11 protein-coding genes are annotated in these 14,110 nt (G+C 70.7%); 2 read left to right on the top strand and 9 right to left on the bottom strand.

Annotated elements, in window-relative coordinates; translation table 11 throughout:
- Positions 1-2: 2 nt before the first annotated feature.
- Genes P8R59_RS12970 through P8R59_RS12960 form a run of 3 tightly spaced genes read right to left on the bottom strand, consistent with a single transcriptional unit; the run spans position 3 to position 3,001 of the window.
- On the bottom strand, positions 3-1,340 hold the full coding sequence (locus tag P8R59_RS12970) for a class II 3-deoxy-7-phosphoheptulonate synthase (protein WP_077049876.1): 1,338 nt from the start codon (positions 1,338-1,340) through the stop codon (positions 3-5).
- A 9-nt stretch (positions 1,341-1,349) separates the two neighbouring features.
- A complete protein-coding gene (locus P8R59_RS12965) occupies positions 1,350-2,063 on the bottom strand; it encodes a lysophospholipid acyltransferase family protein (protein WP_077049875.1) in 714 nt (237 codons plus the stop codon).
- Positions 2,064-2,065: 2 nt separating this feature from the next.
- Positions 2,066-3,001, bottom strand: coding sequence for an ROK family glucokinase (locus P8R59_RS12960; protein ID WP_278101407.1), 936 nt, complete (start codon positions 2,999-3,001; stop codon positions 2,066-2,068).
- Between the two features lie 159 nt (positions 3,002-3,160).
- On the opposite strand from P8R59_RS12960, the gene P8R59_RS12955 reads away from it, so the two are divergent.
- A complete protein-coding gene (locus P8R59_RS12955; RefSeq protein WP_278101406.1) occupies positions 3,161-4,987 on the top strand; it encodes an AMP-dependent synthetase/ligase in 1,827 nt (608 codons plus the stop codon).
- A 64-nt stretch (positions 4,988-5,051) separates the two neighbouring features.
- Here P8R59_RS12955 and P8R59_RS12950 read toward each other — a convergent pair whose 3' ends face one another.
- Genes P8R59_RS12950 through P8R59_RS12940 form a run of 3 tightly spaced genes read right to left on the bottom strand, consistent with a single transcriptional unit; the run spans position 5,052 to position 11,100 of the window.
- Positions 5,052-5,543 carry a peptide deformylase gene (locus tag P8R59_RS12950; protein ID WP_278101405.1) on the bottom strand — a complete coding sequence of 164 codons (492 nt, stop codon included), beginning with the start codon at positions 5,541-5,543 and terminating at the stop codon, positions 5,052-5,054.
- Positions 5,540-7,645 carry an AAA family ATPase gene (locus tag P8R59_RS19230; protein WP_341210603.1) on the bottom strand — a complete coding sequence of 702 codons (2,106 nt, stop codon included), beginning with the start codon at positions 7,643-7,645 and terminating at the stop codon, positions 5,540-5,542. The genes P8R59_RS12950 and P8R59_RS19230 overlap by 4 nt, the downstream gene beginning before the upstream one ends.
- Before the next feature lie 47 nt (positions 7,646-7,692).
- Positions 7,693-11,100 carry a pyruvate carboxylase gene (locus P8R59_RS12940; RefSeq protein ID WP_278101404.1) on the bottom strand — a complete coding sequence of 1,136 codons (3,408 nt, stop codon included), beginning with the start codon at positions 11,098-11,100 and terminating at the stop codon, positions 7,693-7,695.
- Positions 11,101-11,169: 69 nt separating this feature from the next.
- Here P8R59_RS12940 and P8R59_RS12935 point away from each other — a divergent pair, with 69 nt between their 5' ends.
- Positions 11,170-11,982 carry a ParA family protein gene (locus P8R59_RS12935; protein ID WP_278101403.1) on the top strand — a complete coding sequence of 271 codons (813 nt, stop codon included), beginning with the start codon at positions 11,170-11,172 and terminating at the stop codon, positions 11,980-11,982.
- Between the two features lie 85 nt (positions 11,983-12,067).
- On the opposite strand, the gene P8R59_RS12930 is transcribed toward P8R59_RS12935, so the two are convergent.
- The 3 genes from P8R59_RS12930 to P8R59_RS12920 form a co-directional block, all read right to left on the bottom strand.
- Positions 12,068-12,613, bottom strand: coding sequence for a MerR family transcriptional regulator (locus P8R59_RS12930; protein WP_278101402.1), 546 nt, complete (start codon positions 12,611-12,613; stop codon positions 12,068-12,070).
- Between the two features lie 96 nt (positions 12,614-12,709).
- Positions 12,710-13,396 carry a transcriptional regulator FtsR gene (gene ftsR / locus P8R59_RS12925; RefSeq protein ID WP_077049867.1) on the bottom strand — a complete coding sequence of 229 codons (687 nt, stop codon included), beginning with the start codon at positions 13,394-13,396 and terminating at the stop codon, positions 12,710-12,712.
- Positions 13,396-13,890 carry an FHA domain-containing protein gene (locus P8R59_RS12920; RefSeq protein WP_077049866.1) on the bottom strand — a complete coding sequence of 165 codons (495 nt, stop codon included), beginning with the start codon at positions 13,888-13,890 and terminating at the stop codon, positions 13,396-13,398. The genes ftsR and P8R59_RS12920 overlap by 1 nt, the downstream gene beginning before the upstream one ends.
- Between the last annotated feature and the right edge of the window lie 220 nt (positions 13,891-14,110).

Below are 14,110 nucleotides of genomic sequence, written 5' to 3'. Positions count from 1 at the left end.
GGTCAGCGGTTCTCGAGCTCCTCGGCCACGAGGAACGCGAGCTCGAGGCTCTGACGGTGGTTCAGACGCGGATCGCACAGGCTCTCGTAGCGCGTCGCGAGGGTGGCCTCGTCGATCTGCTCCGAGCCGCCGAGGCACTCGGTGACGTCGTCTCCGGTGAGTTCGACATGGATGCCACCGGGGTGCGTGCCCACGGAGCGGTGCGCCTCGAAGAACCCGCGCACCTCGTCGACGACGTCGTCGAAGCGCCGCGTCTTGTACCCCGTCGGCGTGGTGATGCCGTTGCCGTGCATCGGGTCGGTGACCCACAGGGGCGTCGCGCCCGACGCGCGCACGGCCTCGAGCAGCGGCGGAAGGGCGTCGCGGATCTTGCCCGCGCCCATGCGCGTGATGAACGTGAGCCGACCGGGCTCGCGCTCGGGGTCGAGCTTGTCGATGAGGGCAAGCGCCGTCTCGGGCGTCGTCGTCGGGCCCAGCTTGACCCCGATGGGGTTGCGGATCTTCGAGAAGTAGTCGACGTGCGCGCCGTCGAGCTCGCGGGTGCGCTCGCCGATCCACTGGAAGTGCGACGAGGTGTTGTACGCCAGGCCCGTACGCGAGTCGATGCGGGTCATCGGGCGCTCGTAGTCCATGAGCAGACCCTCGTGGCCGGTGTAGAACTCCACGCGCGTCAGCTCGTCGAAGTCCGCGCCGGCGGCCTCCATGAACTTGATCGCACGGTCGATCTCGGCCGCCATGCTCTCGTACGCCTGGTTGGCGGGATTGGACGCGAAGCCCTTGTTCCAGCTGTGGACCTCGCGGAGGTCGGCGAAGCCGCCCTGCGTGAACGCGCGGATCAGGTTCAGCGTCGAAGCGGCGGTGTGGTACCCCTTCAGCAGGCGCGCGGGATCGGCCTTGCGGGACTCCTCGGTGAAGTCGTACCCGTTGACGATGTCGCCGCGGTAGGCGGGGAGGGTCACGTCGCCGCGGGTCTCGGTGTCGCTGGAGCGGGGCTTGGCGAACTGCCCCGCCATCCGGCCCATCTTCACCACGGGCATCGACGCGCCGTAGGTGAGGACGACCGCCATCTGCAGAACGGTCTTGATGCGGTTGCGGATCTGCTCCGCGGTGGCACCGGCGAAGGTCTCGGCGCAATCACCGCCCTGGAGGAGGAAGGCCTGACCGGCGGCGGCCCGGGCCAGACGGTCGCGGAGGATGTCGACTTCGCCGGCGAAGACGAGCGGCGGAAGGGTGGCCAGTTCGGCGGATGCCGCGGCCACCGCGGCCTCGTCATACCACTGGGGCTGCTGCTTGATGGGCAGGGTCCGCCAGTGGTCGAGGTCGTGGAGCTGCTGATTCACCCCTGAAGTCTAGTGGCGGGCCGACGGCGCCTTCGCCGCCTGCGCACTGGCCAGACGGTCCTTCACCGTGGAGGCGTACACGTCCTCGTACCGCTGCTCGCCGAGCCGTTGGAGGGCCACCATGATCTCGTCCGTGACCGAGCGGAGGATGTAGCGATCGCTCTCCATCCCCTCGAACCGCGAGAAGTCGAGTGGTTCGCCGATGACGATCCCCACCCGCCCGACGCGCGGCAGGCGCTGGCCGATCGGCATGACCGCACCGGTGTCGACCATCACGACGGGGATGACGGGCACGCGCGCTTCGAGCGCCATGCGCGCGATCCCTGTGCGTCCGCGGTACAGGGTGCCGTCGGGGCTGCGGGTGCCCTCGGGGTAGATCCCGAGGAGCTCGCCGCGGCCGAGGACGCCGAGGCCCGTGTTCAGGGAGGCCTCGGAGGCCTTGCCGCCCGAGCGGTCGATCGGAAGCTGCCCCGTGGCCGTGAAGAACAGGCGCGTCGCCCAGCCCTTGAGACCGCGCCCCGTGAAGTAGTCGCTCTTGGCGAGGAAGGCCATGCGCCGGTCGATCATGAGCGGGAGGAAGATCGAGTCCGAGAACGACAGGTGGTTGCTGGCGAGGATCGCCGCGCCGTCGCCGGGGATGTTCCGTCGGCCCACGATCCACGGACGGAACACGGCCTTGATGACCGGTCCGATGACCACGTACTTCATGAGCCAGTAGAACATCGTCAGCGCTCCTTCCCGGCGAGGTCGGCGACCCCGATGAGACCGGCGTCGTTGCCCAGCCGCGCGATCGTGAATTCCGCCACCGGACGTTCACCGTACCCCGGGAGAGAGGTCTCGTACGCGAGCTTCACCGGCACGAGCAGATCGGCGCCCAGCTGCGCCACTCCCCCGCCGATCACGAACAGCTCGGGGTCGAGGACCGCCTGGAAACCACCGCACGCCTCGCCGAGGGCCGTCGCCACGCGCCGCAGCGCCTCGAGCGCACCGGCGTCGCCGGCGAGCACCAGGCGTGAGACCGCGGGCCCCGGGATCGCCCCCTTCTCCGCACGGACGGCGGCCAGTGCCGCTCCGATGCCGCCCTCGTCGGCGATCGCGTTGGCCTCGCGCTGCAGCGCGCGGCCGGAGGCGTACTGCTCGAGGCATCCGTTCTGCCCGCATCCGCACGGGTGCCCGCCGCGGACGAAGCGCAGGTGGCCGAGCTCGGCGCCGATGCCGTGGCCGCCGCGGAACAGCTCGCCGTCGGAGACGACGGCCCCGCCGACGCCGGTGCCCATGGTGAGCATGACCATGTCGCGGACGCCCTGACCGGCACCGAAGCGGTACTCGCCCCACCCGGCGGCGTTGGCGTCGTTCTCGATCGTCACCGGCGTGTCCAGGCGCCCCTCGAGGCGGGCGCGCAACGGCTCGTCGCGCCAGTCGATGTTCGGGGCGTAGATGACGGTGCTGCGGTCGCGGCTGATGAACCCGGCCGCGGCGACGCCGATGGCGTGCACCTCGTACGAGCGACGGAGGTGATCGGCCATGTCGACGACGGCATCCACGAGCGCGGCGGGATCGATCGGGGTGTCCACCCGGAGCTTCTCGACGATCGTGCCGTCCTCGTCGACCACTCCCCCGGCGATCTTCGTGCCGCCGATGTCGATACCGATGTTGCGCACCGCGCTCCCCTCCCGGCAAGCCCCGCGGCTCGGCCCGCAGCAGTCTAGTCATCAGCGCGGAACCGCGCCGACACCGCCGGGGCCGCCGGGGGCGGCGGCGACGTACGACTAGACTCGTCGGACCGATCGACCTTCTTTCCGGTACACAAAGGAGTTGCCGTGATCCAGTTCGACCTTCCTCCCGTCGTTCCCGCCGACCCGTCCGCGAACGCGTCCGACCTGCTCGCCGACCGGGTGGCGGCGACGCCCGACCGGGCGCTGTTCGCCGTTCCCGACGGCTCCGGCTGGCGCGACGTCTCCGCCCGCGACTTCGAGCATCAGGTCGTCGCCCTCGCGAAGGGTTTCGTCGCCGCAGGCATCCAACCCGGCGAGAAGGTGGGGTTCATCGCGCGCACGACCTACGACTGGACGCTCGTGGACTTCGCGCTCTTCTACGCCGGCGCCGTCATGGTGCCCGTGTACGAGACGAGCTCGCCCACGCAGATCTCGTGGATCCTCTCCGACTCCGGCGCGACTGCCGCGATCGTGGAGTCCCCCGAACACGCGCAGCGCCTCGACGAGGTGCGCAGCGACCTCCCGCTGGTGCGCGAGGTGTGGGCAATGCACGCCGGAGACCTCGATGCGCTCGTCTCGCGCGGGAAAGACGTCGAGGATGCCGAGATCGCCCGCCGCCGCGCGATCGCCAACAGCTCCGACATCGCGACGCTGATCTACACCTCGGGCTCGACCGGTCGCCCGAAGGGCTGCGTCCTCACGCACGGCAACTTCGTCGAGCTCGCCCGCAACTCCGCCAAGGCGCTGCACGAGGTCGTCGAGACGCCCGGCGCCTCCACTCTGCTGTTCATCACCACCGCGCACGTGTTCGCCCGCTTCATCTCCCTGCTGAACGTGCACGCCGGCGTGAAGACGGGCCACCAGCCCGACACCAAGCAGCTGCTCCCCGCGCTCGGATCCTTCCAGCCGACGTTCCTCCTGGCCGTTCCGCGCGTGTTCGAGAAGGTCTACAACTCGGCGGAGCAGAAGGCCGAAGCCGGCGGCAAGGGCAAGATCTTCCGCGCCGCCGCTGCGGCGGCCATCGAGCATTCCGAGCGCGAGCAACAGGGCAAGTCGATCCCCCTCCTGCTGAAGATCAAGTTCGCCCTGTTCGACCGGCTGGTGTACTCGAAGCTCCGCGCCGCCATGGGCGGGCGCATCGTCTACGCCGTCTCGGGCTCGGCCCCCCTCGGCCCGCGACTGGGCCACTTCTTCCGCAGTCTCGGCGTGGTGATCCTCGAGGGCTACGGCCTCACCGAGACGACGGCTCCCGCGACCGTGAACCTGGCGACGAAGTCGAAGATCGGCACCGTAGGCCCCGTCCTGCCGGGCGTGGGAGTACGCCTCGCGGACGACGGCGAGATCCAGGTGCGCGGCATCAACGTGTTCGCCGAATACTGGCGCAACCCCGAGGCCACCGCCGAGGCGTTCGACGGCGAATGGTTCAAGACCGGCGACATCGGCGCGTTCGACGCCGACGGCTTCCTCTCGATCACGGGCCGCAAGAAGGAGATCATCGTCACGGCCGGCGGCAAGAACGTCGCCCCCGCCGCGCTCGAGGACCCCATCCGCGCCAACCCGATCGTCGGTCAGGTCGTCGTCGTGGGTGACCACAAGCCGTTCATCTCCGCGCTCGTGACCCTCGACCCCGAGATGCTGCCGACCTGGCTCGCGAACAACGGGCTCCCGGCCGACCTGTCGCTCGCCGACGCGGCGACGAACGAGAAGGTGCGCGCCGAGGTGCAGGGGGCGATCGATCGGGCGAACACGCGGGTCTCCCGTGCGGAGTCGATCCGCAAGTTCACGATCCTCCCCACGGAGTGGACGGAGGCGAGCGGTCACCTCACGCCGAAGATGAGCATCAAGCGCAACGTCATCGTCTCCGACTTCGCCGACGCGATCGAAGACATCTACGCGGTGCCGATCAACACCACGAACGTCTCGCTGCCCTGACGCGAAACACGGAACGGCCCGGCTCCTCACAGGAGCCGGGCCGTTCCGTTGTCGGGGAGACGCGTCAGAACCAGTCGCTCTCGCGGATCTGCCGCATCGCTTCCCGCCGGCTCTCGGCCGGCAGGCGCGAAAGGTAGAGCTTGCCGTCCAGGTGGTCGGTTTCGTGCTGCAACGCTTGAGCGAGGAGACCCTCGCCCTCGAGCACGACCTCGTCACCGTCGAGGTCGATGCCGACGACCTTCGCCCACGGGTAGCGCAGGGCTTCGTGCCAGATGCCGGGGACGGAGAGGCATCCCTCCCCCACCAGCTCCGGCTCGCCGCGCGTCTCGACGAGGACGGGGTTCAGCACGTAGCCGATGTCGCCGTCGATGTTGTAGCTGAACGCCCGGAGGCCGACACCGATCTGCGGGGCGGCGACACCGGCGCGCCCCGGAGGCTCGACCGTGTCGACCAGGTCGCGGACGAGGGCCCGGATGCCGTCGTCGATCGTCTCGATCGGCGCACTGGGCGCGCGCAGGACGGGGTCGCCGAAGAGACGGATGGGACGGACGGTCATGCCACGGCCGCCGGGGTCCGGAGTCCCTCCACCACGGCAGCGGCGAGTTCGCGCGCGGCCTGCCGCGTCGCCGGCTGCAGATCGCGGAAGGCGATCGCGCTCCCGGCGGCGACATGGCTGTCGTACGGCATCCGGATGACGGCGCGCACGCGGCTGCGGAAGTGCGCCTCGAGCTCGCTCTCGCGCACGAGCGGGACGCCCGGTCGGGCGTTGTTGAGCACGACGACGGCGCCGCGCACGCGCTCGGCGTACCCGTTGGTCTCCAGCCAGGTGAGCGTCTCGGAGGCGAGGCGGGCCTCGTCGACGGACAACCCTGCCACCACGACCAGCGAGTCGGCGAGTTCGAGCGTCGCCTCCATGACGGAGTGGACGATTCCCGTGCCGGTGTCCGTGAGCACGATCGAGTAGTAGTGAGCGGCGACGTCGGCGACCCGGCGGTAGTCCTCGTCGCTGAACGCCTCGGAGACGCGGGGATCGGAATCGGATGCCAGGACGTCCAGACGCGTCGAGTCGCGGGCGACGATCGACGACACGTCGCTGTAGCCCTCGACCTCGTCGTGGGCGCGCACGAGATCACGTACGGTACGGCCGTTGGCGCGGCCGACACGGTCGGCGAGGGTACCGCGGTCGGGGTTGGCGTCCACGGCGATCACACGGTCGTCGCGCGCGTCGGCGAGGGCCATGCCCAGGAGCGAGGTGACCGTGGTCTTCCCCACGCCGCCCTTGCGCGACAGGACCGGGACGAAACGGGCCTCGCCCGCCAGCGGCGCGCCGATCCGACGGTCGAGGTCCTTGCGGGCACGGGCGCGACGGCCGTCACCGAGGTTGATGCGGTGGCGCGACACCGAGTACACCAGCTGCTGCCACAGCCCCTCGGGCTCGGGCCGGGCGATCTGGCGCGGGTCGAGGAGACGGTCGGCAGTGAGGAGGTCGGGGCTCTCGCGCGTGTCGTCGATCTCGCCGAGGCGCTTGGAGGCCAGCGTGACGTCGGCACCCGGCGTGCGCACTCGCTCGGTGGCGTGGACGCGGCCGACGCGCGCGGCCTCGTCGGCCTGGTGCACCTCTCGACGCGTGAGGGGAACGGTGCCGATCACTCCCGTGGCGGCCAGTTCGGCGCGGGTACGGGGCACGGGCCCGGTGGACGGCGCGGAGGCGACTCCCTCGTCGGTGGCGGCCGGGGAAGCGGCCTCCGAATCGACGGCGACGGGCTCGGGCTCGGGCTCCGCGGTGACCGGCTCCGAGGCGAGGGCGCTCTCGTGCTCCACCGCCGACTCCGGCTCGTGCAGCGCGACGGGCTCGGCGGCCGGCTCCGGCTCGGTCGCGGGCTCCGCGACGACGGAGGCGCCGGGCTCGTCGTCACGGGTCTCGGCCTGCTGCTCGCGCCCCGCGTCCGTCTCGCGCGCGGTCGGCGATTCGATCGCCTCTCCGGCGTCGTCGGCCTCCGCGAGGTCATGGGGTTCGTCGACGGCGGCGACCTCCGGGGCGTCGTCCGCGTCCGCGACGGCGGGCTCCGGCTCGGCGGCGATCGGCTCCTCTTCGGCGGCGTCGAGGTCGTCGTCGACTCCGTCCGCGGAGAGCACCTCGACGGCATCCTCCTCCGCCGGCGTGACGCCCGAGGCGTCCTCGGCCTCGGCATCCGCCTCCGCGCGCACGGGGAGAGGCTCGACCGAGGCTTCGTCCTCGGCTGCGACGTCGTCATCGTGGACGATCTCGGCCTCGTGGACCTCGGCGTCGTCCGCGGGGCCCTCGTGCGGCTCGAGGACGATGTCGCCGGTCGGCGGTTCCCCGAGCTCCGAGTCATCTGCGGGGGCGGCGACCTCGGGGTCGGGAACGTGCGTGAGAAGCGGGAGCTCGTCGGCGTCGGGCACATGCACGATGCCGACGACCTCGAAGGCGCGGGACTCGGGGTCGATGACCGGCATCTCGTCCTCGACGACGTCGTCGTCGACGTCGTCGTCGTCGGACACCGGGAGGTCGACGTTGACCTGTGCGATGTGCTCGCCGAGGATGCTGATGCTGGTGGTGTCGAGGTTTCCGCTGTCGTCGAGGACACCGTGTTCGGCGCCGTCGTCGGGGGTCTCGTCGGTGCGGTCGGGGGTCACTGCCGTCTCCAAAGAAAAAGAGGGCGCGAACAGCGCCCCCTTTCAGGCTACTGCGAGGGACGGACGACGAGCAAAAGGTCGCCCGCTTCCACCTGCTGCGTGGGCGCGACCGTGAGTCGCTCGACGACGCCGTCGACCGGGCTCGTGATCGCCGCCTCCATCTTCATGGCCTCGATCGAGGCGACCGCCTGCCCGGCGGCGACACGGTCGCCCGCGGCGGCCTTCAGGGTGACCACACCGGAGAACGGGGCGGCCACCTGGCCGGGCTTGGACGTGTCGGCCTTCTCGGCCTGGCGCGCCTGCACGTCGATCGAGCGGTCCCGCACGAACACCGGCCGCAGCTGGCCGTTCAGGGTGGTCATGACGGTGCGCATGCCCTTGTCGTCCGCGTCGCCGATGGCTTCGAGACCGACGAACAACTGCACGCCGCGCTCGATCTCGACCGTGTGCTCCTCGCCGGCACGGAGGCCGTAGAGGTAGTCGGCCGTGTCGAGCACGCTGAGGTCGCCGTACGCCGCCCGCGTCTCGAGGAACGTGCGGGTCGGAGCGGGGAACAGCAGCGCGTTCAGGCGGGCGCGTCGCGTCGCCGCGTCGCCGGCGAGGGCCGCGGTGTCCTCGGGCGTGAGCGGTGTGACACCGGGCTTCACGTCGCGACCGGCGAGCACCTTCGAGCGGAATGGCTCGGGCCAGCCGCCGGGAAGGTCGCCCAGCTCGCCCGCCATGAACGACACCACCGAATCGGGGACGTCGTACTTCTCCGGGTTGCGCTCGAAGTCGTCCGGGTCGGCCTTCACCGCGGCCAGGTGAAGCGCGAGGTCGCCCACGACCTTGGACGAGGGGGTGACCTTCGGGACGCGACCGAGGATGCGGTTCGCCGCCGCGTACATGTCCTCGATGAGCTCGAAGTCGTCGGCGAGACCGAGCGCGATGGCCTGCTGCCGAAGGTTCGAGAGCTGCCCGCCCGGGATCTCGTGGTGGTACACGCGACCGGTGGGGCCGGGCAGACCCGATTCGAACGGGCGGTACAGGTGGCGCACCGCCTCCCAGTACGGCTCGAGGTCGGACACCGCGGCGAGATCGAGACCGGTGTCGCGCTCGGTGTGCGCGAGAGCGGCGACGAGAGCCGACAGGGACGGCTGACTCGTGGTGCCCGACATGGGCGCGGCCGCGGCGTCCACGGCATCCGCCCCCGCCGCCGAGGCGGCCAGCAGGGTCGCGAGCTGACCGCCGGCGGTGTCGTGCGTGTGGACGTGCACGGGCACGTCGAACCGCTCGCGCAGAGCCGTCACCAGGCGGGCCGCCGCCGCAGGACGCAGGAGACCCGCCATGTCCTTGACCGCGAGGATGTGCGCACCCGCCTCGACGATCTGCTCGGCCAGGCGCAGGTAGTAGTCGAGCGTGTAGAGGTCTTCGCCCGGGTCGAGCAGGTCGCCGGTGTAGCAGACGGCGACCTCGGTGACGGCGGTGCCGGTGGCCAGGACCGCGTCGATTGCGGGACGCATCTGCGAGACGTCGTTGAGCGCGTCGAAGATCCGGAAGATGTCGATCCCGGATGCCGCGGCCTCGGCGACGAACGCGTCCGTCACCTCCGTCGGGTACGGGGTGTAGCCGACGGTGTTGCGTCCGCGCAGGAGCATCTGGATGGCCACGTTCGGCAGAGCCTGACGGAGCACGTCGAGACGTTCCCACGGGTCTTCGCCGAGGAAACGGAGGGCGACGTCGTAGGTCGCCCCACCCCACGCCTCCACGGACAGCAGCTGCGGGGTGAGCCGGGCCACGTAGGGGGCGACCCGCGCGAGGTCGCGCGTGCGCACGCGCGTCGCGAGGAGCGACTGGTGCGCGTCGCGGAACGTCGTCTCGGTGACGGCGAGGGCGGTCTGCTCGCGCAGCGCCCGCGCGAAGCCCGCGGGACCCAGCTCCTGGAGGCGCTGACGCGAGCCGGCGGGAGCCGGGGCGGCGAGATCGATGACGGGGAGCTTGCTGCCCGGCTCGACGGAGAGCGGGTTGTCGCCGTTGGGACGGTTGACCGTGGTGTCGACGAGCCACGACAGCACCTTCGTGCCGCGGTCCTTCGATTCGCGGCCGCGGAGCAGCTCGGGGCGCTCGTCGATGAAGGACGTGCTCAGGTCGCCAGCGACGAATGCGGGGTCGTCCAGCACCGCCTGCAGGAACGGGATGTTCGTCGAGACGCCGCGGATGCGGAACTCCGCGAGCGCGCGACGGGCGCGGGCGACCGCGGCCGGGAAGTCGCGTCCGCGGCACGTGAGCTTGGACAGCATGGAGTCGAAGTGGGGGCTGATCTGCGACCCCGCCGCGGTGGTGCCGCCGTCCAGGCGCACACCGGCGCCGCCCGGCGAGCGGTAGGTCGTGATCTTGCCCGTGTCGGGACGGAAGCCCTGCGTCGGGTCCTCCGTCGTGATGCGGCACTGCAGCGCGGCACCACGGAGGCGGATCTGGTCCTGCGTGAGCTGGAGGTCGGCGAGCGTCTGCCCCGCGGCGATGCGCATCTGCGACTGGACGAGATCCACGTCCGTGACCTCCTCGGTCACGGTGTGCTCGACCTGGATGCGCGGGTTCATCTCGATGAAGACGACCTCGCCCGCCCGGGGTCCCGCCGTCTCGAGCAGGAACTCCACGGTGCCGGCGTTCTGGTAGCCGATCGAGCGCGCGAACGCGACGGCGTACCGGTGCAGGTCTGCGCGCACGGTGTCGTCGAGGTTCGGGGCCGGCGCGATCTCGATCACCTTCTGGTGACGGCGCTGCACCGAGCAGTCCCGCTCGAAGAGATGGACCGTCTCGCCCGTGGCATCCGCCAAGATCTGCACCTCGACGTGACGCGGACGCTGCACGGCCTGCTCGAGGAACATCCGCGGGTCGCCGAACGCGCTCTGCGCCTCGCGCATCGCCTCGGCCAGGGCCGGAGCGAGTTCGCCGAGGGACTCCACGCGGCGCATGCCGCGCCCGCCGCCGCCGGCCACGGCCTTCGCGAACAGCGGGAACCCGATCTCGTCCGCCTGGGCGACGAGCGCGTCCACGTCGTCGGAGGCCGGCGTCGAGCGCAGCACCGGCACTTCGGCGGCGACGGCGTGCTCCTTCGCCGTCACCTTGTTGCCGGCCATCGAGAGCACGTCGGCCGGCGGGCCGATGAAGGTGATGCCGTGCGCGGCAGCCTTCTCGGCCAGCTCGGGGTTCTCCGACAGGAATCCGTAGCCGGGGTAGATGGCATCCGCCCCGCACTCGCGGGCGACGCGGATGATCTCATCGACGTCGAGATAGGCGCGCACCGGGTGCCCGCGCTCCCCGATCTGGTACGCCTCGTCGGCTTTCAGTCGGTGCAGCGACGCGCGATCCTCGTAGGGGTAGACCGCGACGGTGCGGGCTCCCACCTCGTAGGCGGCGCGGAACGCGCGGATGGCGATCTCTCCGCGATTGGCGACCAGGATTTTCGAGAACATGCACACCCTCACGTCAATGCGGCGGAGCTGAATGTGCTCACAGCCTAGGGGAAGGTAACGTAGACGCTCGTGCACGTACTCTCCGTCAGCTCATTGAAAGGCGGGGTCGGCAAGACGACCGTGACGCTCGGGCTGGCCTCCGCCGCCTTCGCACGTGGCGTTCGCACTCTCGTCGTCGACCTCGACCCGCAGTCCGATGTGTCCACCGGTATGGACATCCAGGTCGCCGGCCGGCTGAACATCGCCGACGTCCTGGCCAACCCCAAGGAGAAGGTCGTCCGTCAGGCGATCACCTCCAGCGGATGGGCGAAGGTCCACCCCGGCACGATCGACGTGCTCATCGGCAGCCCGTCCGCCATCAACTTCGACGGTCCGCACCCGAGCGTGCGCGACGTCTGGAAGCTCGAGGAGGCCCTCGCGACGATCGAGTCCGAGTACGACCTCGTGCTGATCGACTGCGCGCCGTCGCTGAACGCGCTGACCCGCACGGCGTGGGCTGCCAGCGATCGCGTCATCGTCGTGACCGAGCCGGGCCTCTTCTCGGTCGCCGCCGCCGACCGCGCCCTGCGCGCCATCGAGGAGATCCGTCGCGGCCTCTCCCCGCGCCTCCAGCCGCTCGGCGTCGTGGTCAACCGCGTGCGTCCGCAGTCGATCGAGCACCAGTTCCGCATCAAGGAGCTGCGCGACATGTTCGGGCCGCTCGTGCTGAACCCGCAGCTTCCCGAGCGCACGTCGCTGCAGCAGGCGCAGGGAGCGGCCAAGCCGCTGCACGTCTGGCCCGGCGACTCCGCGCAGGAGCTGGCCGCCGACTTCGACGCCCTGCTGGACCGCATCGTCCGCACCGGCCGCATCCCCGTGGCGTCCGACGCTCCGCAGGCGTAGCGCCGCGCGCGTGAGGGGTCAAGCCTGAGGAAACGAAAGACCCCCGGATGCCGAGGCATCCGGAGATCTTTCGTAAGGGGGGCTGTCAGGCGGTGCGGGCGGCGCGACGGGCTGCGAGTTCGTCGACGGTGTCGGGCTGCGCCTTCTCGAAGTCGACGAGCGTCGACTCGACCTCGCGCAGCACCTTGCCGACGGCGATGCCGAAGACGCCCTGGCCACGGCTCACGAGGTCGATGACCTCGTCGTTCGACGTGCAGAGGTAGACCGACGCGCCGTCGCTCATCAGCGTCGTGCCCGCGAGATCGCGGATGCCGGCCGCGCGGAGCTGATCGACCGCGGTGCGGATCTGCTGCAGCGAGATGCCCGTGTCGAGCAGACGCTTGACGAGCTTCAGGACGAGGATGTCGCGGAAACCGTACAGCCGCTGCGAGCCGGAACCGCTCGCTCCGCGGACGGTCGGGACCACGAGTTCGGTGCGGGCCCAGTAGTCGAGCTGGCGGTAGGTGATGCCGGCGGCCCGGGCAGCCACCGCGCCGCGGTAGCCCGTGTCGTCGTCCATCTCGGGAAGACCGTCGGTGAAGAGGAGATCGGTGGCGAACCGTGGTTCACCGAGTGCGTCGCCAGCGTTCATGCTCGCGTTCCTCCTCATCGGCTCGTTGCTTCCACGCTAGATCAGCCAGGGTCCCCCGGCAACGACATCCGACGCGCGGAGGTCGGCGTGTCGCGATCAGGACAGGATCCGGTCGATCGCTTCGCGCACGAACAGGGTCCGGACCTCGTCCAGACGCGCCGCCAGCTCGGGCGCGAGCTCGCTCGCGCGCGCGCGGGATGCCGCATCCGGTCGCCGCAGCAACGCGGAGAGGGCGGATTCGACGAGCGCCGCCTCGCGCTCGGCACTCTGCCGGAGCGAGCGGACGTGGCGCGGCTCGATGCCGTGCCGGTCGAGGGCGACGAGCGTACGCAGCAGCGACACGGTCTGCTCGGGATAGGTCTCGGCCCCGGTGATCACGCCGGTGCTGATGGCGTCGTTCAGGAGCTGGGGCGCAGCCCCCGCGGCCGAGAGCAGCTCGTCGCGGCGATAGCGTCGCGGGGCGTTCGTCATCGACGCGATCGCGGTCGGGGGTGCGGGGTTGCGGCCCGCGTCGACGTCGGCGAGGTACTCGCGGATGACGGCGAGCGGAAGATAGTGGTCGCGCTGCAGCGTGAGCGCGAGACGCAGGCGCTCGAGGTCGGCCGGCGAGAATTTGCGGTAGCCGGAGTCGGTGCGCGTCGGGGAGACGATCCCCTGCACTTCGAGGAACCGCAGTTTGCTGGAGGACAGCGCGGGGAACTCGGGGGTGAGCCGCGCGAGGACCTGTCCGATGCTCAACAGCCCCGAGGCCGCCGTCCGACCGCGGGCGGGGGCTGCCGCCATCAGTGCTCTGCCGACGGGAGGTCGACGGGCGAACCGAAGAAGTTCAGACGGAACTTGCCGATGCGCACCTCGGCGCCGTTCACCAGCGCGGAGCGGTCGACGCGCTCCCCGTTGACGTAGCTGCCGTTGAGCGAGCGCTGGTCGACGATCTCGAAGGCGGATCCCGCCCGGGTGATCTCGGCGTGACGACGCGAGACGGTGACGTCGTCGAAGAAGATGTCGGCCTCGGGATGGCGACCCACGGTCGTCACATCGGTGTCGAGCAGGTAGCGCGCACCCGTCGTGGGACCGGAGCGGACGATCAGGAGCGCGGCACCCGAGGGCAGCGCCTCGATGGCCTCGAGCTCGGCCTCGTTGAGGTCGGCGCCGAAGGGGACGAACGACAGGTCGGCATCGTGACCGAACGTCTGCGTCGTGTCGTTCGAGCGGTCGGACGCGGAGGCGTCCGCGGCGCGGCGGATGTCGTCGCGCTCGAATCTGCGGGTCTCGTCCACGGCTTCTCCTTCATTTCCACCATAGTCGACCGACTCCGAGCCGGAGTGGCCGTTCGACCCTCGCACAGGCCATGGAATGTATGTGTTCTTCCCACGTCGACGGTGCGGACCGCTTTCGGGTAGCGGCTCGGTGCGACGGGGGACACTCGAACCTATCCACCCCGGGTCGGCCCTGTCGAGTCCAGGTCACCCCGCGCGTCATCCGTCGGCGACGCCCGTT

Origin of the sequence: Microbacterium proteolyticum, from assembly GCF_029639405.1 — a bacterium.
In the GTDB taxonomy this organism is placed as follows: domain Bacteria; phylum Actinomycetota; class Actinomycetes; order Actinomycetales; family Microbacteriaceae; genus Microbacterium.
This window is presented reverse-complemented; position numbering and strand designations above follow the sequence as displayed.